Origin of the sequence: Pseudomonas oryzihabitans NBRC 102199 (assembly GCF_000730625.1) — a bacterium.
Taxonomy (GTDB): domain Bacteria; phylum Pseudomonadota; class Gammaproteobacteria; order Pseudomonadales; family Pseudomonadaceae; genus Chryseomonas; species Chryseomonas oryzihabitans.
On record NZ_BBIT01000017.1, the window covers coordinates 84,276 to 108,007 of the forward strand.

Here is a 23,732-nt window from a genome sequence, read left to right on the forward strand (position 1 = left end):
GCGGATCAGGCGTCCGCCTGGCTGATGCGATGGACGGCCTCGACCACGTCGCCCACGGTGCGCACCTGGCGGAATTGCTCGGCGGCGATCTTGTGGCCGGTCTGGCGGCGCAGGTGGTCGATCAGGTCGACGGCGTCGATGCTGTCGATCTCCAGGTCCTCGTAGAGGTTGGCCTCCAGGGTCACCCGCTCGGGCTCCAGTTCGAAGAGTTCGACCAGGGCGCTGCGCAGGGTCTCGAAGATGGCTTCACGGCTTTGCATGGCGATCTCCTCAGGCGGCGCGCTGGGCGGCGACAAAGGCCGCAAGGGCGTTGACGCTGGCGAAATGGGTGCGGGTGTCCTTGGCTTCGGCGTCGATGCGGATGCCGTAGCGCTTCTGGATCGCCAGGCCCAGCTCCAGGGCGTCCACCGAATCCAGACCCAGGCCGTCGCCGAACAGGATCTGGTCGTCGCCGATGTCGTCGACGGTGACGTCCTCGAGGCCGAGCGCCTCGATGATCAGGCCTTTGAGCTCGAGATTGAGATCAGTCATGGTTGCCGGTTTCCTTCAGGTAGAGCTGGTGCAGCTGGTCGTTGAGTTCACGCGACGCCAGCGGCAATGGCCGCCCGGCGAAGGTGGAGGGATCGATGTCGGCGCCGACGTCCAGCTGGAAGTCGAAGCGCCGCGCGGGAATGCGATACCAGGGCGTGGCCTTGGTCAGGGTGCTGGGCACCACGCGGATGATCACCGGGGTGATGCAGCGGGCGCCGCGCAGGGCGATGGCGGCGGCGCCGCGGTGGAAGCGCGGCGGCTCGCCCGGGGTGGTGCGGGTGCCCTCGGGAAAGATGATCAGCGTCTGGCCGTCGCGCAGGGCGTCGGCGGCTTCGTCGAGCATCTCGGCGCTGCCGTTGTTGCTGATGTAGCCGGCGGCCTGGATCTGCCGCTTGAGATAGGGGTTCTGCCAGAGGCCCTGCTTGACCACGCAGTTGGCGTCCGGCACCAGGCCGATGAGCACCACCACATCGATCAGCGAGGGATGGTTGGCGATGATCAGCTGGCCCGGACGCCCCAGGCGCTCGCGGCCCTGGATGCGCAGATTCATCACCCGGGTCAGCACCATGAAGGCGACGAAGAAGCGGAACAGCCGGGCATTGGCCCGCCGCGCGCGCTGGCGGCGGCGCAGGGGATCGCCCGGCAGCACCAGCAGTAGCGGCAGGATCAGCAGGCGAAAGACCAGGGCGCCGCAGCCGAACACCACGAAGTTGAGCCCCGTGGCCAGCAGGCGGTAGCCGTAGTCCAGGCGGCCGCTCATCCGCGGGCCTCCGCCTGCCAGTGCCAGGCGCGCCCGGCATAGGCGAGGTGCAGGGCGCCCGGCGCTTCCAGCAGGCGCAGCAACTCCAGGGCATGGGGCCAGGCGCTGGGCGCGGCCTCCGCCGGAGCCGGCACGCCGCTCAGGCCATGGCTGCCGCCCGGGGTCAGCAGCAGGCCCACGGCATAGGGAAAGGGGACGTCGTCGATCTGGGGGGCATAGAGGGTCGGCGGGGCCTCCTCGGCGATCACCACCAGCACGCCACTGGCGCCTTCGGCGAGCAGGGTGCAGGCCTCCAGTACGGCGTGTTCGAGGCCGTCGCGACCGGTGGCCAGGGCGTTCATCTCGCTGTGGTCGCCGCGCAGGATCGACCACTGGCCGATGATGGCGTTGTGCACCGAGAGGCTGAACTGAGTCGGCGAGAGCGGCTCGCCGCGGGCCAGCTCCTGGAGAATGGCCAGGGTGCGCGGGGTCTCGCCATGGCGCGAGGCGAAGATCAGCGGCAGCGGCTCGCCATGGGCGTCGGCCAGCGGCCAGGCGACCTGGAAGGTCATGCGCGCCAGCCTGCTCAGGCGGCGCCGCTGCATGGCCGGCAGGAAGCTGGCATCGGGCTGGCTGCCGTCGTCCGCCGGACGCCAGGGCGCGGCGCACCACTGCCGCCAGGCGTCCTGGTCGCCAAGACCAGGTGCCCAGGCGCGCCAATCGCTAATCTGGAAGTGCATGTTCACAGCCGAATCTACCCCGGAGCCTTACGTGCTTGCCGTTTCATCTATCCCTGATGAGCAGGGTATTGCAGCGTTCGGCGCGCATTATCCAAGCGGCTCCCACCCTAGGCAAACATTTGTCTGAACTTTGCGAAGGGGTGACAGTCGCGCCGCCAAGCCAGAGACAGGCTAGCGTGGCGGGAGGTAGAGAGCCCCTTTTCAGGGAATGAAACGCCGCTCCGTGCGACGAGCGGCAGCGCCAACCCCGATTCGCGGGACAGGAATGAAGGTAAAGGCGAAGCTGTCGCTGAAGGTTATCGCGATCAGGGCCTTCCCGGCGGCTCCAGGGGAATTTCCTCCTGCCTGGAGCCGCCGCGGCCCGCGATCAGGCCGCCGGCAGCGGCTGCAATCGCGACAGCCGAATCGCCACGGCCAGGGCCGCCAGCAGCAGGGCGCCGATGAACAGGCCGACCCCGGTCCAGCCACCCAGGTGCCAGCAGAAGCCGCCCAGGGTCCCGGCCACGCTGGAACCGGCGTAGTAGCTGAACAGATAGAGCGACGACGCCTGGCCTCGCGCCTGGCGCGCCCGGCGGCCCACCCAGCTGCTGGCCACCGAGTGGGCGCCGAAGAAGCCGAAGGTGAACAGCAGCATCCCCGGCAGTACCAGCCACAGCGGGGTGAACAGGGTCAGCAGCAGGCCGCCGAGCTTGAGCACGATGGCCGCGGCGAAGACCTGTCGCCGACCGAAGCGATCGGCCAGGCTGCCGAACTTGGCCGAGCTGTAGATACCGGCGAGATAGACCAGCGAGAGGACGCCGATCCAGGCCTGGCTGAGATGATAGGGCTCGGCCAGCAGGCGATAGGCGATGTAGTTGAACAGGGTGACGAAGGCGCCCATCAGCAGGAAGGCCTCCAGGAACAGCCAGGGCAGGCCGGCGTCGCGAAAGTGCAGGGCATAGCCGGCGAGCAGGCTGCGCGGTCGCAGCGGCCGTGGCTGGAAGCGTTTCGACGCTGGCAGGCTGCGCTTGAACAGCAGCGCCGCCACCAGCGCCAGCACCCCCAGGGCGCCGAGGGCGATGCGCCAGGAGACGAAGTCCACCAGCACCCCGCTGATCACCCGGCCGGACATCCCGCCCAGGGCATTGCCACTGATATAGAGGCCCATGGCATAGCCCAGGTGCTCGGGGTGCACCTCCTCGGCCAGGTAGGTCATGGCCACCGCCGCCACCCCGGCCAGCGACAGCCCGACCAGCGCACGGGTCACCAGGATGCCGTCCCAGGTGGGCATCAGGGCGCTGAGCAGGGTGAAGGCGCCCGCAGCGAACAGCGCATAGACCATCACCGACTTGCGCCCGATGGCATCGGAGATCGGCCCGGTCACCAGCAGGCCGCAGGCCATCAACCCGGTGGCCAGGGACAGCGACAGACTGCTGGCCGCGGCGGTGAGGCCGAAGGCCTGGGAAAAGATCGGCATCAGCGGCTGCACGCAATAGAGCAGGGCGAAGGTGGCGAAGCCGCCGCAGAACAGCGCCAGGGCGGTGCGCAGGAACTGCGGCGTGCCCTTCTCGATGAAGACGTCCGGTTCGTGGTGGGCTTCGTTGGCGGCGGGCAGGGTGGCCAAGGTGGGGGTGGATGGCGTGGCGGACGACCGGGACGTGTTCACGGGTACCTCAGGACAGGTCTGATCTCACCACCCTAGGCTGGTGGCTGCCATATATCCAATATATTGTCCGTCTCGATTGATAGGTTCTACGACTCAATGGAAGACGTATGGAATTGCGCCACCTGAGGTACTTCGTGGCGGTGGCTGAAGAGCTGCACTTCGGCCGCGCCGCCGAGCGCCTGAACATCTCCCAGCCACCGCTCAGCCAGCAGATCCAGGCCCTGGAAAGCGAACTGGGCACCCGCCTGCTGGAACGCACCAATCGACGCGTCGCCCTGACCGAGGCCGGCCGGCTGTTTCTCGACGAGGCCCGGCAGATCCTCCTGGCCAGCGAGCGCGCCGCCGAACGGGTCCGTCGCGCCGGCCGCGGCGAGACCGGGCAATTGCAGGTGGGCTTCAGCGCCTCCTCGCCCTTCGTCGCCACCATCCCCAAGACGCTGTTCGCCTACCGCCGCGCCTATCCCGAGGTGCGCCTGCAACTGCAGGAGATGAGCAGTCGCGAACAGATCGACGCCATGCTCGCCGGCAACCTGCAGATCGGCCTGATCCGCCCCATCGAGTTGCCCGACGCCCTGGTGGCGGTCGAACTCTTCCGCGAACCCCTGGTGGTCGCCCTGCGCCACGACCATCCCCTGGCGCAGCAGGGCAGCGGCCCGCTGTCCCTGGCTGCGCTCGCCGACGAGCCCTTCGTCTACTTCCCGCGCAGCTTCGGCACCGGCCTCTACCAACAGCTCCACAGCCTCGCCGCCCGCGCCGGCTTCACCCCGCGCATCGTCCAGGAGGCCAGCGAAGTCCTCATCATCCTCGGCCTGGTCGCCGCCGGCCTCGGCGTCACCGTGCTGCCCGCCACCTACCAGCGCACCCAGATGGAGGGGCTGGTGTATCGCGAGCTGGACGACCCGGAGGCGACCTCGGCGGTGTGGTTGCTCAGGCGCCGGGACGAGGTGTCGCCGCAGGCGGAGGCGTTTGTGGGGTTGTTGATGAGCGCAGCGCAGTAGTGGCCTTGCCCGACCAGGCGCTTTGCTCGCCCTAGTCCGGTGTCGAGTCGGCCGGCTTCTTGCGGCGCAGGCGATTGGCGGCACGGGCGTCTTCGCTCGAGGCGAAGAAGTCGAGCTTGACCAGCCGCGACACGATGGCGCCCTCGCTGCGCTGGACCTGTGCGGCGATACGGGCGACATCCAGTTGGGCCTCGTACCAGAGTTGCGCGAGCTGGGTGTCGTCTTCGGCTGTCCACCGGGCGCCCGCCTGGGCGGGTTTGTTGACCGTATCGGCGACCGCATCGGGAGAGGCAGCAGGGATCGGCGGCAGCGGTTGCCAGCCGTCGGCAGCCTGAGAAGCCCACAACCACAGCGAACCGTCGTCGCAAAGAGCGCAAAGCCGGTTGGACGCCGATTCCGCATCGGCAGGCAGTACCTGAATCTGGACGATCTTGCGCACGGCTGGGCCTCCGGTTGCTGGTCAGGAGGGAAGGATAGAGCAGGAAGATTGCAGCGGTTCCTGGTGCCTTGTCCAAATCCAGACGCTTGGGTTTGCCCTCACCCCGGCCCTCTCCCTGAGGGAGAGGGGGTGTTTGGGGCGAGTACGGTGCAGGTGGGGCGTAGGTTGAGCGCAGCGCAGCCCAACAGGGCCCAGTCCGCTCAGTAGTAGCTGCGCATCACCGCGATCCCTGTCTCCAGCACGTCCCGCCATTCCTGGCGCAGCGCTGCAGAGAAGTCGGCATCGTGCTCGGCCAGGGTGGCAAGCAGGCAGTCGACCCAGAGGCCGTAGAGTTCGGCGTCGATGTCCAGCCGTGCGCGGCAATGGCTTTCGCCGAGCTGGCGCAGCCGGGTGGCGGGCATGCCGCGGGCGACCAGCACCAGATTCATGATGCCGTGGCGCAGCAGCAGCTTTTGCGCGGCCATGTCGGTGTGGGCGAATTTCTCCTGCACCCGGGGCGAACTGGCCAGGAAGCGCTGGTAGAAGTCATCGAAGAAGGCGGGGCTGGCGCAGCAGCGTCCGTAGCTCAGCATCACGTTCTGGGCCGGCAGCATGCGGATTCCTGGTTGGGCACGAAACGGCGCAGCCTGCCCAAGCGATGCCGAGGTCGTCTTGATTCCCATCAAGAGGAGGACGCTTCGCGACTCTCTGAAACATTTTGAACCATTTCACAAGGCGGCTTCTCTACCTTAAGCGCAGCGATCGCCGAGAAACCCCTACTCCAGAGGGCCTGGTCCGTCGCGGCGCACCTATTATCCCCCTGGAGAACCCCATGAGTCCGACCCCTCTGCTAATCGGCTTCGTCATCATGTCGCTCGCCTCCCTGGCCATCTATGCCAAGGGCGCCCACCGCGGTCCGCTGCGTGGCCACACCCTGGTCCATGCCGCCGTGCCCTTCATCGCCGCCACGGCCTATCTGGCCATGTATCTGGGGGTCGGCAACCTGATCAAGCCGGACGGCAGCATCACCTATGTCGCCCGCTACCTGGACTGGACCTTCACCACGCCGCTGCTGCTGGCCGGGGTGGTGAGTTCGGCTTATCTGGGTGCCCGCGAGCAGGAAGGCCAGGCCGGTTTCGTGGCCTCCATCGTGACTCTCGACGTGGTGATGATCGTGACCGGTCTGGTCGCCTCCCTGGCCCCCTACGGCACCATCAAGTGGGTGTTCTTCGCCTGGTCCTGCGCCGCCTTCGTCGGGGTGCTCTATCTGCTGTGGAAGCCGCTGGCGACCCTGGCCGGGCAGCATGCCGCCATCGGTGCGGCCTATCGCAAGAACGTCGGCTTTCTCAGTGTGCTCTGGCTGATCTACCCGGTGGTCTTCGCCGTGGGACCCGAGGGTGTCTGGGCGGTGAGTGACTCGGCCACGGTCTGGGTCTTCCTGATTCTCGATGTGCTGGCCAAGGTGGTTTACGCCTTCACCTCGGAGCGCAATCTCAAGGCGGCCCTGGCGCGGTCTGGCGTCTGAGCATGACGGCCATCGGGCGCGGCGGATGGCTGTTGCTGCCGGCCGCCGGGCTCGCCAGCCTGGCGGGTGGGGCAGGGCAGCTGGCCTTCGCGCTGCTGGTGGGCCTGGGGCTGGGGCTCCTGCATGGCGCAAGCGATCTACGCCTGGTCGCTTCCGCACGGCGCCTCGCCTTTCTTGGCAGCTACCTGGCGACGGCTCTGGCCTGCCTGCTCTGCTGGCAACTGGCGGGGACGCTGGCGCTGCCGCTGTTCCTGCTGTTGTCGATCTGGCATTTCGCCCATGAAGACGAACTCCTCGCCGATCGGCTGAGTGCTCTGGCGCTGGGACTGTTCATCGTGGGTGGTCCGGCGGTGCTGCACGAGACGGCCGTGGCCCGGCTACTGGCGCTGGCCATGGGGCCGGATGCCGCTCCGGCGTTGGCCGAGTGGCTGGCCAGGCTGCTGGTCCTGGCTGGGACGCTGGCATTGCCGGTGCTGCTGCTGGCCGCCTGGCAGCGCCGCTGTCCCTGGCTGGCGGCCACGCTGCTGGCCGTGGTGCTGGCGCCGCCTCTGGTCGGTTTCGCCCTGGGCTTCTACCTGCTGCATGCCGCACCCCAGACCGGGGTACGCCAGCGGCTGCTGGGGGCGCCTACCTTCACGGCCTATCTGTGGCTGACCTGGCCGATCCTGCTGGGCGCGGCCGTCTTCACCCTGGCCGGTGGCCTGCTCTTCGTGCTGCAGGAGCGCACCGGCATCCGGGCGCTGTTCGCCGTGCTGGCGGCCTTCGCCGTACCCCACATGCTGGTGCTGCCGCGCTTTCTCGCCCCGGGTGCCGAGGCCGCACCGCGCTCAGGGCCGCAGATGGTTGAGCGGTAGCTCGGTGCTGGCCAGGATCTGGTTGAGCACGAAACTCGAGCGCACGCTGGAGACCCCCTCGATGCGCGTCAGGGTACCCAGCAGCAGTTGCTGATAGTGCTCCATGTCGGGCACCACCACCTTGAGCTGATAATCCGCATCCATGCCGGTGACCAGGCAGCACTCCAGCACCTCGGGACACTGGGCGATGATCCCCTGGAAATTCTCGAAGCGCTCGGGGGTGTGCCTGTCCATGCCGATCAGCACGAAGGCGGTCAGCGACAGCCCGAGCTTCTTGCGATCCAGCAGGGCGACCTGGCAGGTGATGTAGCCACTGTCTTCCAGCTGCTTGACCCGTCGCGAGCAGGGTGAGGGCGATAGGCCGATGCGCTCGGCCAGTTCCTGGTTGGAGAGGCGCGCGTCGCGCTGCAGTTCTGCCAAGATTTTCAGATCGAAGCGATCGAGTTTGTCCATTTTGTGTGCCTTGCGCTAGCCGATTGCGCCTAATGCTAGGTTTATGGCCAGGGATTGCGCAAGAGGTGGGAAAGAAGCTGCACAACGCAACCCGCTGCTGGCAGCAGGGGCGTAAGCTGAACTCAACTTCGATAGCCCGGTAGAGCTGTCCAACGAAGGCGCCCCAGGAGGGCCTTTCGCATCGCCAACGACGGTATCCCGTCCGCCGCGCCCGGGCCCGCCCAGGTCACCATTCCTGGTCGATCGCAGCCACCGTCACGAGCGGTGCGAGAGGACAACGAATTCAAGGGGAGGCCGCAAGGTCTCCCCTTTTCTTTTGGGCGGAAGTTTTGGCGTTGGGCTTACCCTCACCCCGGCCCTCTCCCAGAGGGAGAGGGGGCGTCTGGGGGAGGTTGGGTGGGAAGAGCATCGCGGCCATGGCTGCCGCTGCTTTGGAGGCTATTCGATCGCGGCCATGGGCCGCTCCTACAAAAGTCCAGGCTTGTAGGAGCGGCCGCCTCGGCGGACCGCCATGGCGGCGAGCAGACCTTCAGGCTTACGCCTGCCCAGGCGGCTGCTTGTCCACGGTCAGGGGTGCGTCGCTGGCGAGGTATTCCTTGGCTTCCTCTTCGCTGGCCACCGAGGGCGGCGAGCCGCGCAGGGGTTTGCCGGCGGTTTCGCGCACGGTGAGCATGGTCAGGATGCCGATCACGGCCGCCGCCATCAGGTAGTAGGCCGGCACCAGGGGGTCGCCGGTCTTTTCCACCAGCCAGGCAGTGACCAGCGGGGTGGTGCCTCCGAACAGCGACACCGAGATGTTGAAGGCGATGGACAGGGCGCTGTAGCGGATCGGGGTGTAGAACAGCGCCGGCAGGGTGGACGGCATGGTGCTGGTAAAGCAGGCCAGGGCCACGCCCAAGAGCATCAGGCCGAGGAAGATCAGCCAGTCGTGGCCGCTGCCGATCAGTTTGAGGCAGGGAATCGCCAGGACCAGGATCGCCAGACAGGCGCCGATGATCATCGGCTTGCGGCCCAGGCGGTCGCTGAAGAAGCCGCCGAGAATGTTGAGCGGCATCATCACCACCATGACGATGAGGATCAGCAGCAGCCCCTTGGTCTCGGCGTAGCCCATGGTCACGGCCAGGTAGCTGGGCATGTAGGTCAGCAGCATGTAGTCGGTGACGTTGAACACCAGCACCAGGCCGATGCACTTGAGCAGGGCGACGCGATGCAGGGTGAACAGCTCGCGCAGACTGTGCGCCGGACCGTCCGCGGCCTTGCCTTCGTTGGCTTCGGTGTGGGCCTTGAACGCCGGGGTCTCTTCCAGCTTGAGGCGCATATAGAGGCCGAGCAGGCCGAGCGGGCCGGCGATAAAGAAGGGAACCCGCCAACCCCAGTCGAGCAGCTGTTCCTGGGTCAGGGCCGCGGTGAGCGCCGTGACCGTTCCCGCGCCGGCGATATAGCCGGCCAGGGTGCCGAACTCCAGCCAGCTGCCCATGCGCCCGCGGGTCTTGTCGGTGGCGTATTCGGCGATGAAGGTCGCCGCGCCGCCGTATTCACCCCCGGTGGAGAAGCCCTGTACCACGCGCGCCAGCAACAGCAGGGCCGGTGCCCAGATGCCGATGCTCTCGTAGCTGGGAATCAGGCCGATGCTGAAGGTACCCAGGGCCATCATGATCATGGTCAGGGCCAGCACCTTCTGGCGACCGTACTTGTCGCCCAGGGGGCCAAAGACCATGCCGCCGATCGGCCGGACCAGGAAGGCCACGGTAAAGGTGGCGAAGGTGGCAATCAGCTGGGCGGCGGCATCGCCATCGGGAAAGAAGACCTTGCCCAGGGTCACGGCCAGGTAGCCGTAGACGCCGAAGTCGAACCATTCCATGGCGTTGCCGAGGGCGGCGGCGCCGACGGCGCGCTTGACCAGAGAATTATCGACGATGGTGAGGTCGTCCGGTTTTACCTCATGGCGGCGCTTGAACCAGCCAACGTGATGATGGTGTTTCGACATGTGTTTTCCTCCTTGCGTGGGGCCATAGACCCGAGCGGACCGCTAGAAGTGCGATGACAGAGGGGCAGAAACTTCCCCGCCGCCTCCAGGGAGCGAGCCGGGAATGCCTGCGCGGCCTTGGGAGATTCCAGGCCCGGGCGTCCGCTCCGCCCTTGCGGCCTCCGCGTTTCCCGGCTTGCCCTCGGCAGTCTGTGGCGGCCGTTCGATGGCAGAGGGGCGCGCGGCTGACGGCCAGGCTGGGGCAGGGTCCAAGCCTTGGGGTACTCTGGGTCATCCCCTCGTGGAGCCGTGCGATGAAATCGCCTGCCGTGCTGTGTGCGCTCGTCCTTTCCGGCGTTTCCCTGTGGAGCGCCGCGCCCGCCTGGGCCGATAACAACTATCGCCTCGGCGGCGGCTACGTGACCCCGCCAGCCGGCGCCCAGCCGCCGCCGATCGCCCCCGCCGGCAACGCCGGGCGCTGGCAGGGCGGTGGCCAGGGTGACTGGAATGGGGGGCCGCCCGGGCGTGGCGACGGTCCTGGACGCGGCAATGGTCCGGCGCTGGAGCGCTGGGAGCGCAACGACCCCCCGCCACCGCGGCCGGGCTATCAGCCGGCCTGGCAGGATCGCCCCGTTCCCTTGCCGCGCCCGGGATATATGATGCCGGCGCCCGATCAACCGGGGCGGAACTACCCGCCGCCGCCGCCACCGCGTCCGGAGCGGGATCCCCAGTGGGCCGGTCCGCGTCCGGGCTGGGGCACCAATCCCCAGTGGCGTCCGGGCTTCGAGGTGCCGGGCGTGCCGGCCGGCTTCACCCGCGTCTGGTACCGCGACAGCCAGTACTACTATGCCGATGGCTACTGGTATCGACCCCAGGGGCCGCGCTATGTGGTGACCCTGCCACCGACCGGGGTACGGGTCAGCGTCCTGCCGGCCTTCGCCGAGACCCTGTGGATGGGCGGCACCACCTACTACTTCGCCGCGGGCAGCTATTACCGCACCGATCCGGGCGGCGGCTTCGTCACCGTCGCCGATCCCACCGTGGCGGCCGTGCCGGCCACGACGGCAGCGCCTGCCGGAACGGACTACGACGCCTATGACGTCACCGCCTATCCTATGCAGGGGCAGTCGCCGCAGCGCTACGCCACGGATCGCTACGACTGCCGGCGCTACGCCGCCGGGGAGTCGGGCTTCGATCCCGAACGACCCGGCGCGGTCGGCGATCCCTACCTCACCCCGCGCTTTCGCCAGGCGCTGGCGGCCTGCCTGGCGGGGCGTGGCTATCGCGTGGAGTAGCGATCAGTCGTTGGTCAGCTGCACCAGGGTGAACAGTCCGCAGGGCGGCACGCTGCTGCGACGGGCGCGGCGCAGGTCTTCGCGGGAGAGGATGGAGTCCATGGCGAAGTCCGGATGCCAGCCGAGCTTGCGCGAGGCCGGTGCCAAGGCCTTTTCCGCCAGCAGCCGCAGGCCGCTCTCGGCCTGGAAGTGATTGACCAGCAAGAGGTGACCTCCCGGCTTCACCACCCGGCGCATCTCCTGCATCAGCTTGCGCGGATTGGGCACCACGGAGGCTACGAACATGGCCACGGCGATATCGAAGGAGCCGGTGGGTAGGCCGGTTTCCTCGGCATTGGCTTCGAGCAGGGCATCCACCGTGGTGATGTCGTCGCGAATGACCCGCTCCCGGGCCTTGGCCAGCATGTCGGGCGAGAGATCGATCCCGGTGACGCGCTTGTCGGCGCCATAGTGTGGCAGGGCCAGCCCAGTCCCGACGCCCACTTCCAGCACCCGGGTACCCGCCAGGGCGTTGACCGCCGCCACCGCGCGCTTGCGACCGGGGGCGGAAACGCCGCCGAACACCCGATCATAGACATTGGCCCAGCGCCGGTAGGCGGAAATGATGGCGGCATTGTCCAGCGCGGAGTGCGGTGCGGAAGTGTCGGCGGTATTCAGCGAATAATCGATTTTCTTCGAGTCGTGCATAGCGGCCTTGTCATTGTCGGTAGATGAAAGCAGAGGCGTTACGGCGCCAACTCGGCGCGGCGTCCGAGGGTGAAGAGTTGCGGCCCGTCGATGGAAGCAGGCGCTTCGCTATTTCGTCGTGCGGATTGGAAGTGGCTCTTTCGTCTTTGCGTCCAAGAGCTGCAAGCGAGGCGTGACGGCTGCTCCAGATAGGATCTTTACTGTTTTAGAACAATCGCACGGTGTTTGGCTAGTTGTGTCGGGCGTTATCTGGCTTGAATGAGAAGTTGGTAGTTCTAATTGTTTTTGATTGTTCGTTCTTTCAATTTGAATGGCAGTTTATTGTTTGTTCGTTCAATTAATGGATTTGCCCAGATGCCCAGCGATACTCTTCTTGGCACCGCTTCGGACAGGAGCTGACGAGCAGAACGCCGGAAGCGGCGGGAGGCAGACAGGGGAGGATGGAAAGGCGATGGTCAGCAGCCCCTAGGCCATCGCCTTTCAGAGTCTGACCTTTGCCAGGGCGTCAGCCGATCAAAACCCGCATTTCAGAGCATGCGGGCTGGCAACAGATGATTAGGTAGCATATCGATAGCTGACTTTACTTACATTTTGCAAAGTAATCTGCCGTGCTGCAGGCTTCCGTTTCGCTCGTGCCGGTCCCCTCCAGTCATCCCTCCAGGATGGCCGAATATCCCGCTATTACTGATTTTCAGTCCGCCTTGGCGCAGCATCATCCCCACATCGTTACCCACGAGGCAGACCTGGCATGCAGAAGGCTGCGGGCTTCACTCTTACCGAATTGCTCATAGTCATGGCGCTGGTGGCGATCCTGGTGTCCATCGCAACACCTGGATTTGGCGCCCTGACAAGAGCCAATCGCGTCCTCGTCGCCACGAATGAGCTGACTAATCTGCTCATCTATGCCCGGAGCGAAGCCCTGACCCGAGGTCTCAACGTCAGTGTCGAGGCACCCGGTATCAATAACTGGTCCGGGGCGCTCAAGGTCACCACTGCCAGCAGTACCGTGACCGGGGGCGTGGAAACCCTGAGGACCTTCGAGGGCGCCGGCCTGGCGCCCAGCGGCCTCAACAGCACCGGGACCGCCACGCGCCTGACCTTCAGGCCCAACGGTACCCTGGCGAGTGCCTTCACCATCCGGCTCTGCGCCACCAACGACAGGAGCACCCCGGGCAAGGTCCTTACCGTCACCCAGGGTGGCCATACCGAAGTGGCCGACTTCACACCGACATCGGTGAGCACCGGATGCAGTTGAGTCGCGAGTCTTCCCAGGCAGGCTTCAGCCTGATCGAGGTGCTGGTCAGCCTGGTGATCATCTGCATCGGCGTGCTGGGACTGGTGGCGCTGCAGTCGCGCAGTCTGGTGCTGTCCCAGGATGCCATCCAGCGCAACAACGCCATCATGCTGGCCGGCGACCTGCTGGAGCTGATGCGCAGCAATGCCGGGGCCGCGCTGGACGGCAAGGGTCGATTCAGCATCGACAGCCCCTATGCCAAGCCGGTCGGTGAGGACTTCACCACCCGGGCCCTGGAGGCGGCCGATGGCTCCTGCGCCACCCTCGATCGCGGTCAGGGCGGGGAGGCCATCGCCGGCAAGGATCTCACCTGCTGGCTGCAACAGGTGCGGACGCTGCTGCCGGTCAGCGATGCCATCCTCAAGGCCAATTTCGCGGTATGCCCGACGCGCCAGCCGCCGGAGGTGGGCAGCGCCGCGCCCTATGCGGACCCCGATGCCTGCGTGTCACCCGATGCCTCCATGGTCATGATCGTCCTCGCCTGGCAGGACAATACCGGCAACAGCGCCGGCTGCAGTGGCGGCCTGTGCTTCTACACCCTGAGGGGCGCGTTATGAGAGCGCAGCGCGGCCTGTCCATCATCGAACTGATGGTAGCCCTGACCCTGAGCAGCTTTCTCATCCTGGCGGTGACCCAGCTGTACCTGAACAACAAGCGACACGCGCTGTTCCAGGAAGGCCAGGTCAGCAACGAGGAAAACGGCCGGACCGCCCTGCTGCTGCTCGACCAGCAACTGGCGCGTGCGGGCTTCCGGGCCAATCCGACCCAGCAGACGACCCTGGAGACCGCCTTTGCCGCGCGTCCCGCTGCCAATGGCTGCCCGGCGATGAACAGCGGTCAGGTCATCGCCCTGACCGACGACAAGACCGGGCTGTGCCTGCGCTACCAGGGCGAGTCCAAGGGCAGGGACAGCGACTGCCTCGGAAATCCCATCGCCGAAGACACCAATGGCAACGGCACCGAGGTGCTGACCCGTATCAGCTACGTCGCCGATCCCGCTGGCGCCCTTGGCCGCGGCACCCTGCAATGCAGCGCCCAGGGCAAGCCGGCCCAGGTCATCGTCGCTGGCCTGGCGGATTTCGTCTGGTTCAAGCTGCCCACGCCCAGCCAGGCGAGCCAGGCGGTGCGCTATGCCGCGCTGTTTTCCAGTCGCGCCGTACCCACCGAGGGCATGGCCAACGCCATGGCCGACAACTGGAAGCCCCTGACCGGTCGCGAACTGCCCGCGGGCGCCAGCACCCAGGTGCTGCAGATCGTCCAGGGCAGCGTCACCTTGCGGAATCTGATGCCATGAAGTCCCGTTCACCCCGGCACCAAGGGGGCGCTGTCTTGCTGATCGCCCTGGTCATGCTCCTGCTGCTCACCCTGCTGGCCGTTACCAGCATGCGCGAGACCACCCTGCAGAACCGGGTGGGTGGCAATGTCTCCGAACAGAAACGCGCCTACAACGCCGCCGAATCGGCGCTGCGTGAAGCCGAACGGCGGCTGAGTACTCTGCGGGGGACCCTCGCCTTCGGCAATGCCAGCGGTGGCTTCGACTCCTGCACGACCAGTGCGAATGCCCTGGCGGCCACCGTCGAGAATCTATGCATCCTCAGCGACAGCAAGGACCTCGACACCCAGGCCAAGGTGCAGGCGTGGGCCCAGACCGCGCTGCAGACCCTGAGCGATGCACCGGCGGAGAACTCCGTGGGTTATCGCGGCTTCGATGGTCAATCCCGCTATCGCCTGGCGCCGCGTTGGGTGGTGACCGCCATGGGTAATGCCAGCGCCGAACTCTACGACAGCACCTACTACTACCGAGTTACTGCCGTGGCTCGCAGCGGTGGCGCGCGCTTCCCGGTCATTCTACAAAGCATCGTCAAGCTGGAGGTGCCATGAACCTTTCATCCCGTCTGGCGCTGCTAACCACGCTGCTTGCTTCCGTCAGCGCCGGCGCGAGCAATCTGAACATCGGCCAGCAACCGCTGTTCCTCAGTACCGGCGTCGACCCCAATATCATCGTGACGCTGGACAACTCCAACAGCATGAAGTGGGGTTTCATTCCGGATTCGCTGGGCTACAGCGCCAATGGCCTGCGCACCACGCGGCGGGTCAAGTCGGCGGCCTTCAATGCGCTCTACTACAACCCGGCGGTGAGCTACGCCGTGCCGAAGAAGGTCACCTTCAGCAATGGGGTTCTGACGACCTCGGACTATCCGGTCAGCAGCGGCACCGGCTTCGATTTCACCCGGGTGTACGTGAACGGCTTCCGACCCGGGGCCGGCACCGTGGATCTGAGCCGGGACTATCGCGTCGCCTGGGAATACGACACCGCTCGCGGCCAGGACACGAATTACAACGCCGGGACCAATTATGGCGGAAATACTGGGGTCATCTATTACCTGGCAGAAAATCCCGCAGCGGACTTCTCCGACCGATGGAGCAATAGAACCGAGACCGGGGTGCCGGCCTATTACTACCGATTCAACAGCGACAATTCCAGCTGCAGGACCTGGGACGACAACTGCTACACCCTGGTGAATCCCACCTCGGCGGCGGATCGGCAGAACTTCGCCATCTGGTATGCCTTCTATCGCAATCGCGCCCTGAGCATGCAGTCGTCGGCCAATCTGGCCTTCTCGCAATTTTCCAGCTCGGTGCGGCTGACCTGGCAGGACCTGAGCAACTGCACCACCCTGAACTCCGGCACCGATTGCTCAGGCATCAGCTACCGCGGCAGCAATCAGCTGCGCACCTTCGATGGCCAGGCGCGGGCCAACTTCTTCCGCTGGCTGGGCGATATCAACTTCAATACCGGCACGCCGCTGCGCAGCGCCCTGGATCGTGCTGGACGTTTCCTGCAGACCAGCGGCAAGGACGCTCCCTACGCCAAGGACCCCGGGGCGACCCAGAGTCCCGAATATGCCTGCCGCCCGAGTTATCAGATCATGATGACCGACGGTAAGTGGAACTCGGACAACATCGGTGCCGGTAACGTGGATGGCAGTGGTCAGAGGCTTCCGGATGGCACCCAGTACTCGCCGCGAGCGCCTTTCACCGACAGCGCGAGCAACACCCTGGCCGACCTGGCGTTCAAGTACTGGGCGACCGATGCCCAGCCGGGAATCCCGAATCAGCTTTCGCCCTATATCCGCGACGCCAGCAGCAACACCGATACCCAGTATTGGAATCCCAAGAACGATCCGGCGACCTGGCAGCATCTGGTCACCTATACCGTCGGCTTTGGTCTGAGTTCGTCACTGACCAATCCGGCCTGGGGCGGCAGCACCTTCGCCGGCGGCTACAGCCCGACCATGAGTTGGCCCGCCGCCAGCAGCGACAGTGACAACAACGTCTACGACCTCTGGCACGCGGCGATCAACTCCCGCGGCGACTTCTTCAGCGCCGACGATGCCAATGGCCTGGTCGATTCCCTGAATCAGGTGGTCAATCGTATCGCCCAGACCAATACGGCCAGCGCCGGCCAGGCCTCGTCACCGCTGCTGGACAGCACCCAGAGCTCCAACTACAGCTATGTGCCCAGTTTCTCCAGCAGCGACTGGAGCGGCGATCTTGCCAAGTACCTGCGGACCTCGACGAGCACCACCAAGGTCTGGAGTGCCCAGAGTCGTCTGGATGCGGCTTATGGCGCGGGTAATTACACTGGGCGCAAGATGTACATGAACATCGACGGTGCGCTGCAGCCGTTCCTGTGGGGCAACCTTAGCGACGACCAGAAGACGATGCTGAACCGCAACGCCAACGGTACCCGCGACAGCTATAGTGAGGCGCGGGTCAATTACCTGCGTGGCGATCGCAGCAAGGAAAGCCAGACGGCCACGCCGGCCCTGCGCATCCGCAACCATCTGCTCGGCGACATCATCGATTCGACACCGGCGCTGGTCAGTACACCCAGCAGTCCCGCTGCCAGGATGAATGCGCTCGGCGCTGCCGGCAGCTACAGCGCCTTCCAGCAGAAATGGGCCAAGCGGGCCACGCGGATCTACGTCGGTGCCAACGACGGCATGCTGCATGCCTTCGACGACAATGGCGACGAGGCCTTCGCCTTCGTCCCCAGTGCGGTCATCCCCAATCTCTACAAGCTTACCGATCCGAGTTATACCGGCAGTACCCATCAATTCTATGTCGATGGCGCGCCCGTGGTGCAGGATGTCTACGATGGAGAATGGCACACCGTACTGATCGGTACCCTGCGTGGCGGTGGCAGGGCAGTGTTTGCTCTCGAGATTACCGATCCCGACCATCCCAAGTTACTTTGGGAGCGCAGCGCCAATGATGCGGATTTGGGCGAGTTGGGCCTGACCTACAGCCAGCCGGTAGTTGCCCGACTGCATACCGGCAGCTGGGCAGTGCTACTGGCCAATGGCTACAACGGCGCCAACGACAAGGCGGTGCTCTATGCGCTGGATGTGATGACCGGCAAGCGCCTCGTCGCGCTCGCGCCCGAGCCCAACGATGGCCTGACCACCCCCAATGGCTTGGCTGCACCGACGGTGGCCGATGTCGATGGCGATCTGGTTGCCGACTACGTTTACGCGGGCGACCTGCACGGCAATCTCTGGCGCTTCGACCTGATCGGCAGCGAGCTCAAGGCCAATGCCAGCGCGAGTGCTTTCAAGGTCGCCTTTGGTGGTGCGCCCCTGTATCGCGCCCGGGCGTCCCGCTACACCAGCGGCGACGCCAACCAGGTCCAGGCCATCACCGCGGCCCCACGCCTGCTGCGGCATCCCTCGGGGATCGGCCATCTGCTGATCTTTGGCACCGGCAAATACCTGGAGACCGGCGACGCCACCGCCGTCACCGGCAAGGCCATGAGCCTGTATGGCATCTGGGATCGCCAGACCGCAGGCAAGGCTGCTGACAGCACCCCGACCCTGACCACGGCCAATCTGCAAGTGCAGACCCTGGGCAGTGACACTCAACTCACCTATACCAGTACGGCCCAGGTTTCGATCACCACGACGGCCAATACCCTGAGCACCAATGCGGTGGACTGGTACGGCGACAGCAACAGGACCGGCAAGTACGGCTGGTACCTCAATCTGCCGTCGACGGGGGAGATGATCGTCACCAAGCCGCTCTACCTGGCCGATACCCTGCTCGCTGCAGCGCTGGTGCCCAATGACAATCCTTGCGATTCGGGTGCCGTTACCTATCTTTATGCAGTGGATCCCTACACGGGTGGCGGGACCGATCACCTGCAACTGGGCAGCCAGCTCCGCTACGCCCGTCTGCAGATGGCCGGACTGCTCAGCGGACTGAACGCCTATGTGTATGGCGATGGTCCTATCAGTGTGGGCGGTACCCTCCTGCCGGGCGGCAACGATGGGTCACAAGGAGGTGGCGGCGGTGGAGGTGGCATTGGGGGCGTGCCGTTAGCCAAGCCATCCGAGCGGCAGACCTGGCGCACCTTCTCCAATCAGAATCCCGATCCCTGAGGTAGCGATGCGAGCACGAGGCTTTACCCTGATCGAGCTGATGATCGTCGTGGCGATCGTCGGCATCCTGGCGGCCATCGCCTATCCCAGCTATCAGAACTATGTGCTGCGCTCCAACCGCAGCGAGGGGCAGGCCCTGCTCAACGAAGCGGCGGCGCGGATGGAGCGCTTCTATGCGCAGAACAATGCCTATCCGACCAGCGTGGCCAATCTGAACATCGTCAACAACAGGACGCCAGCGGGCAGCCAGACGGTGACCTCGACCAGTGGCTACTACCAGTTGAGCATCGCTACCTATGCTGCCAACAGTGCGGACTACACCAGCAATGGTCCCTATCTGCTGACCGCTACCCGCAGTGGTACCCAGACCCGCGATACCCTGTGTGGTGATCTCACCCTCAATGCCCAGGGCGTGAAAGGGATCAAGGGTTCCGGCAACGCCACCAACTGCTGGCGCTAATCCTCCCGTCCCTGTACCAGGCCGGCATCCCTGTCCTGTTCCACGCGATAGCCGCCGAAGCCCAGGGTGACCCGCTGGGTGGCGTCGGCCTTGCCGGCGTCGCGGGCTTCGTGTTCGACCACCAGGCGGTTGAGGCGGTTGAGCAGGTGCATGGATTCGTCGTAGGCGGTGCGATAGAGGCTGAGCGTGGAATCCTCGGTCAGGTTGTGGCCGTAGACCACGTGAAAGGTGAAGTCCGGCGCGGCGCGGTCCTGCAGGTAGAGGCGCTCGAAGCCGGCCAGCAGGTCGCCGGTGAAATGGGCCAGCAGCCGCCCTGCGCCTTCCTGGCTCTCGGTGCCGCGCAGCAGCGAGCGGGGGGTGAGCACCACCCGGTCTTCCTCGTCGAGGCGGGCGTAACCCTTGCGCAGCCATTCATCCAGCACGGTGCGGGCGCGCACGTCGCTGCCGACGCTGGCGACCAGGGCGTCGAAACTCTGTTCGCCGCCACGGCGCTGAGTGCGGGGGAGGGGGCGCAGATTGCCCTCGGCATCGAGCAGATCCAGTCGTGAGGTCCAGGCGCTGAGCACCTGCCATTCCAGGCTGGGCGTGCAGGGCGTACGTTCCGGGCTGGCCTCGCGCAGGGCTCGGACCTCGCGGCGCGGCAGGCCGGTCAGCACCGAGATGCGGCTGTCGGAATTGGGCTTGTCGCGCAGCGGTTCGAAATCCTGGGCGACCTCGAAGTAGGTCTGGCGCAGCAGGCGATCGAAGGTCTGGTAGGTCACGCCGGAGGCGATGGCGATACGCACCAGCCGACCGATCAGGCTACGCAGAAGCAAGGGTACCTTGGTGGAAAGCATGGGGGACTCGACACGGCAGACGCCTGCCCATCTTCGCGGCGCCTTGGGCCCCAGTCAAACCGGCCGGTCACAAAGTGTCGCGGACGCCGCTCAGGCTGTCGTCCGCGGGTCAGGGCATGGCTAGCCAGGAGTGCCCGATTCGGTCTCGCCGGCCACGTCCGGATCGTCCGGAAACTCTTCCGGCTCCATGTCCGCATAGGGCAGCTCTTCGGGCGGCGGGGTGTTGCTGGGATTGTCGTAGGTCTTCTGGTTGGCGTCGCTCATGGTGGCTCTCCGGGGTGGGTGTGGAGATATCGAACCCCTCTGGGCGGGGCCGTTCCCGAGCGGCTGTCGACAGTGACCTCGTGTCGGCCGGGTGGCCAGTGCTCGAACTTCGTTAGCGCGATAGCGGTCTATCGGTTGACCGTCTCATCCGAATGACGGCGCCCGAGGAGTCCCGTGATGACCACGCTCACCGCTGTCCATCCGCTGCCGTTCCAACCCGCCTTCGAACAGGTGCCGGATGATGAAGCCGAAACCGTTCGCGAGATGGTCGCGGCCATGAAAGACATTACCGAGACCACCTACGCCAATGGCGGCCATGCCATCCGCAGCGTGCACGCCAAGAGTCACGGTCTGCTCACCGGCCAGGTGCGGGTGCTGGACGGCCTGCCGCCGGCCTATGCCCAGGGCGCCTTCGCCGTGCCGGGCAACTATGCCGCGGTATTGAGATTCTCGACCAATCCGGGCGACATCCTGGCTGACAGCGTTTCCACCCCGCGGGGTCTGGCGCTCAAGCTGATCGACGTGCCGGGCGAGCGCCTGCCCGGCAGCGAAGGCCAGGTGACCCAGGATTTCGTCATGCAGAACGCCCCGGCCTTTACCGCGCCGGATCCCAAGACCTTTCTCAAGACGCTCAAGCTGCTGGCCAAGACCACCGACCGCGGTGAGGGCCTGAAGAAGGTGGCGTCAGCGGTGCTGCGCGGCACCGAGAAGGTGGTGGAAGCCTTTGGCGGCGAGAGTCCGACGCTGAAGAGCCTGGGTGGCCACCCAGAGACCCATCCGCTCGGCGAAACCTTCTACACCATGGTGCCCTTTCTCTACGGCCCCTATTTCGCCAAGCTCAGCGTGGTCCCGGTGGCGCCCGAGCTGACCGCTCTGACCGACGCGCCGGTCGAGGTCAACGGCAAGCCCGACGGCCTGCGCGAGGCGGTCAATGCCCATTTCGCCCGGCACGGCGGCGTCTGGGAGATCCGCGTGCAGCTGGGCGTCGATATCGAGCAGACACCTATCGAGGACGCCTCGGTGGTCTGGCCGGAAGACCTCAGTCCCTATGTGACCGTGGCGCGCCTGGAGGTGCAGCCGCAGCCGGCCTGGAACGAGGCGCGCTCGCGCGAAGTGGACGATGGCATGGTGTTCAGCCCCTGGCATGGTCTGGCTGCGCACCGCCCGCTGGGCGGCATCATGAGATCGCGGCAACCGGCCTACGAGATGTCGTCGCAGTTTCGCAGCGAGCGCAACGGCTGCCCGTTGCACCATCCGCGCGGACCGGTGGAGCTGTAACGCGGCTCAGTTGAGCGTGGCGAGCTCGGCGTCGTCGAGTTCGCGAGCGCGTACCGCCGCTGGGCGGGACACCAGCCCGGCGACATAGCGCTCGAAGTGCGGACGCTTTTCGATGGTGCCGAAGGCCATGCCCCAGGCGAGATGGGCACCGACATAGACGTCGGCGGCGGTGAAGCGGTCGTCCACCAGGTATTCACCGGGGGCCAGGGCGGTGTCGAGGGTGTCGAGCACCTCGGCGAGGCTGCCATAGCCCACCGCGCCGCGCTTCTGCGGATCCTCGGGCAGGACGACGCCCAGCGCCTGGTTGGTGGTGGCCGCCTCCAGCGGACCGGCAGCGAAGAACAGCCAGCGGTAGTAGGCACCGCGCGCCGGATCGCTCAGTGGAGGCGCGAGCCCCGCGGCGGGAAAGGCGTCGGCGAGATAGGCGCAGATGGCGGCGGTCTCGGTCACCACGGCGGCGCCATGGCGCAGCGCCGGCACCTTGCCCATGGGGTTGATGGCGCGATAGGCCGGGGATTTCATCGCCGGCCCGTAGTCGACCCGTTGCACCTCGTAGGGTTGTCCGAGCTCCTCCAGCAGCCAGCGCACGATGCGTCCGCGCGACATGGGATGGGTATAGAGCACAGGCCGGTCGAACATGGTGAAGCTTCCTTGAGTTGTCGTACCCCTTAGCATAGGTAGGCCCTCATCCAGCGTCCATTCGCAGGAGAGCCGGTACCCTTCTGCTAAACTGGTAAACCTTTACCAGCCGTTTCACAGGACTCCCGTGCCCTCATCCTTCGATTCCCTGCCGCTGGCCGAGGCCATGCAGGCCAATCTGGCCGAACTCGGCTACCTGAGCATGACGCCCATCCAGGCGGCCAGCCTGCCCATCATCCTCAAGGGCCAGGACCTCATCGCCCAGGCCAAGACCGGTTCGGGCAAGACGGCGGCCTTTGGCATCGGCTTGCTGACGGGACTCAATCCGCGCTATTTCGGCTGTCAGGCGCTGGTGCTCTGTCCGACCCGCGAACTGGCGGACCAGGTGGCCCGCGAACTGCGTCGCCTGGCGCGCACCACGCCCAACATGAAGATCCTGACCCTTTGTGGCGGCATGCCGCTGGGTCCGCAGATCGCTTCCCTGGAGCATGGCGCCCAGGTGATCGTCGGCACCCCGGGGCGGGTGCAGGAGCACCTGCGCAAGGGCACCCTGGTGCTGGACGGCCTCAACGTCGCGGTGCTCGACGAAGCCGATCGCATGCTCGACATGGGCTTCATCGACGCCATCGCCGACATCCTCAGCCAGACGCCGGCACGGCGGCAGACGCTGCTGTTCTCGGCGACCTATCCGGAAGGCATCGAGCGCCTGGCCCAGGACTATCTGCGGGCGCCGCTGCGCATCAGCGTCGAGAGTCAGCACAGCGAGACGCAGATTCGCCAGCGCTTCTACGAGATCGCCGCCCAGGATCGCCTGGCCGCCGTGGTGCGCCTGCTCCGGCATCATCGCCCGGCCAGCGCCGTGGCCTTCTGCCAGACCCGCCAGCAGTGCCAGGAGGTGGTCGAGGCGCTGCATGCCCAGCGCATCTCCGCGGCCGCCCTGCATGGCGATCTGGAGCAGCGCGAGCGCGACCAGGTGCTGGCGATGTTCGCCAACCGCAGTCTCTGCGTGCTGGTGGCCACCGACGTGGCGGCCCGCGGCATCGACGTCGCCGGCCTGGAGGCCGTGATCAACGTGGAGCTGTCCCGCGATCCGGCGGTGCACGTGCACCGCATCGGCCGCAGCGGTCGGGCAGGTGAGCAGGGCCTGGCGCTGTCGCTGGTGGCGCCGGCCGAGGCCAGCCGCGCCCAGGCCATCGAGGTGCAGCAGGGCTCGCCGCTGGACTGGCAGCCCCTCGGCGCCCTGCGCGACACCCCGGAACCGCTGGTACCGGCCATGCATACCCTGGCCCTGGCGGCCGGCAAGAAGGACAAGCTGCGCCCCGGCGACATCCTCGGCGCCCTGACCGGCGACGCCGGCCTGCCCGGCGCCAAGATCGGCAAGATCACCCTGTTCGACAACCAGGCCTATGTCGCCGTGGAGCGCGATATTGCCCGCCAGGCGCTGCAGCGGCTGAGCGAGGGCAAGATCAAGGGGCGGTCGATCAAGGTGCGGATGCTGTAGGGCGGATTTGGCTACGGGCATTGTGGCTCTGACGACCCGCGCCTGACGGTATTTGCCTTATCGCGGCCATGGGCCGCTCCTACAGGTATCAAACCGATCTGTAGGAGCAGTCGCTACGGCGCACCGGCATGGCCGTCATCAGCGATAGGCCTGTCTCAGGTGTGTGGT

Annotated in this window: 25 protein-coding genes; 12 read left to right on the forward strand and 13 right to left on the reverse strand. The window is 66.1% G+C overall.

Annotation, left to right across the window (positions count from 1 at the left end; translation table 11 throughout):
* Window positions 1–5: 5 nt before the first annotated feature.
* The 5 genes from POR01S_RS18330 to POR01S_RS18350 form a co-directional block, all read right to left on the reverse strand.
* Window positions 6–260 (reverse strand): acyl carrier protein, encoded by a 255-nt coding sequence (locus POR01S_RS18330; RefSeq protein ID WP_027599969.1) that lies wholly within the window; start codon window positions 258–260, stop codon window positions 6–8.
* A 10-nt stretch (window positions 261–270) separates the two neighbouring features.
* Complete coding sequence (locus tag POR01S_RS18335; RefSeq protein ID WP_027599970.1) at window positions 271–531, reverse strand: phosphopantetheine-binding protein; 261 nt, start codon at window positions 529–531, stop codon at window positions 271–273.
* Window positions 524–1,291 carry a lysophospholipid acyltransferase family protein gene (locus POR01S_RS18340; RefSeq protein ID WP_042137502.1) on the reverse strand — a complete coding sequence of 256 codons (768 nt, stop codon included), beginning with the start codon at window positions 1,289–1,291 and terminating at the stop codon, window positions 524–526. Before POR01S_RS18340 ends, POR01S_RS18335 begins: the two co-directional genes overlap by 8 nt.
* Window positions 1,288–2,010, reverse strand: coding sequence for a beta-ketoacyl synthase chain length factor (locus POR01S_RS18345; protein WP_042137537.1), 723 nt, complete (start codon window positions 2,008–2,010; stop codon window positions 1,288–1,290). Before POR01S_RS18345 ends, POR01S_RS18340 begins: the two co-directional genes overlap by 4 nt.
* A gap of 367 nt (window positions 2,011–2,377) precedes the next feature.
* The gene (locus POR01S_RS18350) at window positions 2,378–3,655 is read right to left on the reverse strand and encodes an MFS transporter (protein WP_027599973.1); all 1,278 of its coding nucleotides are present in this window, start codon (window positions 3,653–3,655) and stop codon (window positions 2,378–2,380) included.
* A 107-nt stretch (window positions 3,656–3,762) separates the two neighbouring features.
* Between POR01S_RS18350 and POR01S_RS18355 the strand changes: the two genes are divergently transcribed.
* Window positions 3,763–4,653 (forward strand): LysR substrate-binding domain-containing protein, encoded by an 891-nt coding sequence (locus POR01S_RS18355; RefSeq protein WP_042137504.1) that lies wholly within the window; start codon window positions 3,763–3,765, stop codon window positions 4,651–4,653.
* A 31-nt stretch (window positions 4,654–4,684) separates the two neighbouring features.
* On the opposite strand, the gene POR01S_RS18360 is transcribed toward POR01S_RS18355, so the two are convergent.
* On the reverse strand, window positions 4,685–5,092 hold the full coding sequence (locus POR01S_RS18360; protein ID WP_042137506.1) for a hypothetical protein: 408 nt from the start codon (window positions 5,090–5,092) through the stop codon (window positions 4,685–4,687).
* 200 nt (window positions 5,093–5,292) lie between these two features.
* A complete protein-coding gene (locus POR01S_RS18365) occupies window positions 5,293–5,685 on the reverse strand; it encodes a globin domain-containing protein (protein WP_042137508.1) in 393 nt (130 codons plus the stop codon).
* 218 nt (window positions 5,686–5,903) lie between these two features.
* Here POR01S_RS18365 and POR01S_RS18370 point away from each other — a divergent pair, with 218 nt between their 5' ends.
* Together POR01S_RS18370 and POR01S_RS18375 are read left to right on the forward strand one after the other, a co-directional pair.
* Entirely contained in the window at window positions 5,904–6,596 is a 693-nt protein-coding gene (locus tag POR01S_RS18370) for a bacteriorhodopsin (RefSeq protein WP_042137509.1), read from the forward strand.
* Window positions 6,597–6,598: 2 nt separating this feature from the next.
* A complete protein-coding gene (locus tag POR01S_RS18375) occupies window positions 6,599–7,450 on the forward strand; it encodes a Brp/Blh family beta-carotene 15,15'-dioxygenase (protein ID WP_042137511.1) in 852 nt (283 codons plus the stop codon).
* Here POR01S_RS18375 and POR01S_RS18380 read toward each other — a convergent pair.
* Window positions 7,424–7,903 (reverse strand): Lrp/AsnC family transcriptional regulator, encoded by a 480-nt coding sequence (locus POR01S_RS18380; protein ID WP_042137513.1) that lies wholly within the window; start codon window positions 7,901–7,903, stop codon window positions 7,424–7,426. The two genes, POR01S_RS18375 and POR01S_RS18380, sit on opposite strands and share 27 nt — an antisense overlap.
* A 535-nt stretch (window positions 7,904–8,438) precedes the next feature.
* Window positions 8,439–9,890, reverse strand: coding sequence for a glycine betaine/L-proline transporter ProP (gene proP, locus POR01S_RS18385; protein WP_027599979.1), 1,452 nt, complete (start codon window positions 9,888–9,890; stop codon window positions 8,439–8,441).
* 293 nt (window positions 9,891–10,183) lie between these two features.
* Between proP and POR01S_RS18390 the strand changes: the two genes are divergently transcribed.
* Window positions 10,184–11,164 (forward strand): DUF6515 family protein, encoded by a 981-nt coding sequence (locus POR01S_RS18390; protein WP_042137516.1) that lies wholly within the window; start codon window positions 10,184–10,186, stop codon window positions 11,162–11,164.
* A 3-nt stretch (window positions 11,165–11,167) separates the two neighbouring features.
* Here the strand turns inward: POR01S_RS18390 and POR01S_RS18395 are convergent, their stop codons facing one another.
* Window positions 11,168–11,851, reverse strand: a complete 684-nt coding sequence (locus POR01S_RS18395; protein ID WP_042137518.1) for a class I SAM-dependent methyltransferase — start codon at window positions 11,849–11,851, stop codon at window positions 11,168–11,170.
* Window positions 11,852–12,599: 748 nt separating this feature from the next.
* On the opposite strand from POR01S_RS18395, the gene POR01S_RS18400 reads away from it, so the two are divergent.
* The 6 genes from POR01S_RS18400 to POR01S_RS18425 are packed head-to-tail and all read left to right on the forward strand — an operon-like array spanning window position 12,600 to window position 19,046.
* Entirely contained in the window at window positions 12,600–13,106 is a 507-nt protein-coding gene (locus POR01S_RS18400) for a GspH/FimT family pseudopilin (protein WP_042137520.1), read from the forward strand.
* Complete coding sequence (pilV, locus tag POR01S_RS18405) at window positions 13,097–13,702, forward strand: type IV pilus modification protein PilV (RefSeq protein WP_042137522.1); 606 nt, start codon at window positions 13,097–13,099, stop codon at window positions 13,700–13,702. Before POR01S_RS18400 ends, pilV begins: the two co-directional genes overlap by 10 nt.
* Window positions 13,699–14,439 (forward strand): PilW family protein, encoded by a 741-nt coding sequence (locus POR01S_RS18410; protein ID WP_042137524.1) that lies wholly within the window; start codon window positions 13,699–13,701, stop codon window positions 14,437–14,439. Before pilV ends, POR01S_RS18410 begins: the two co-directional genes overlap by 4 nt.
* A 35-nt stretch (window positions 14,440–14,474) precedes the next feature.
* A complete protein-coding gene (locus tag POR01S_RS24100) occupies window positions 14,475–15,026 on the forward strand; it encodes a pilus assembly PilX family protein (RefSeq protein WP_275941134.1) in 552 nt (183 codons plus the stop codon).
* The gene (locus POR01S_RS18420) at window positions 15,023–18,586 is read left to right on the forward strand and encodes a pilus assembly protein (protein ID WP_255211840.1); all 3,564 of its coding nucleotides are present in this window, start codon (window positions 15,023–15,025) and stop codon (window positions 18,584–18,586) included. The genes POR01S_RS24100 and POR01S_RS18420 overlap by 4 nt, the downstream gene beginning before the upstream one ends.
* Window positions 18,587–18,593: 7 nt before the next feature.
* Window positions 18,594–19,046, forward strand: a complete 453-nt coding sequence (locus POR01S_RS18425; RefSeq protein WP_081875237.1) for a type IV pilin protein — start codon at window positions 18,594–18,596, stop codon at window positions 19,044–19,046.
* Here POR01S_RS18425 and POR01S_RS18430 read toward each other — a convergent pair.
* Both POR01S_RS18430 and POR01S_RS23865 read right to left on the reverse strand, forming a co-directional pair.
* Complete coding sequence (locus POR01S_RS18430; RefSeq protein WP_007161030.1) at window positions 19,043–19,882, reverse strand: DUF6502 family protein; 840 nt, start codon at window positions 19,880–19,882, stop codon at window positions 19,043–19,045. The genes POR01S_RS18425 and POR01S_RS18430 overlap by 4 nt on opposite strands.
* Before the next feature lie 120 nt (window positions 19,883–20,002).
* Entirely contained in the window at window positions 20,003–20,146 is a 144-nt protein-coding gene (locus POR01S_RS23865; RefSeq protein ID WP_169742430.1) for a hypothetical protein, read from the reverse strand.
* A gap of 177 nt (window positions 20,147–20,323) precedes the next feature.
* On the opposite strand from POR01S_RS23865, the gene POR01S_RS18435 reads away from it, so the two are divergent.
* A complete protein-coding gene (locus POR01S_RS18435) occupies window positions 20,324–21,424 on the forward strand; it encodes a catalase family protein (RefSeq protein ID WP_042137530.1) in 1,101 nt (366 codons plus the stop codon).
* Window positions 21,425–21,430: 6 nt separating this feature from the next.
* On the opposite strand, the gene POR01S_RS18440 is transcribed toward POR01S_RS18435, so the two are convergent.
* Complete coding sequence (locus tag POR01S_RS18440) at window positions 21,431–22,063, reverse strand: glutathione S-transferase family protein (RefSeq protein ID WP_042137532.1); 633 nt, start codon at window positions 22,061–22,063, stop codon at window positions 21,431–21,433.
* A gap of 127 nt (window positions 22,064–22,190) precedes the next feature.
* On the opposite strand from POR01S_RS18440, the gene dbpA reads away from it, so the two are divergent.
* Window positions 22,191–23,564: an ATP-dependent RNA helicase DbpA gene (gene dbpA, locus POR01S_RS18445; protein ID WP_007161026.1), complete on the forward strand. Its 1,374-nt coding sequence runs from the start codon at window positions 22,191–22,193 to the stop codon at window positions 23,562–23,564.
* Window positions 23,565–23,732 lie beyond the last annotated feature (168 nt).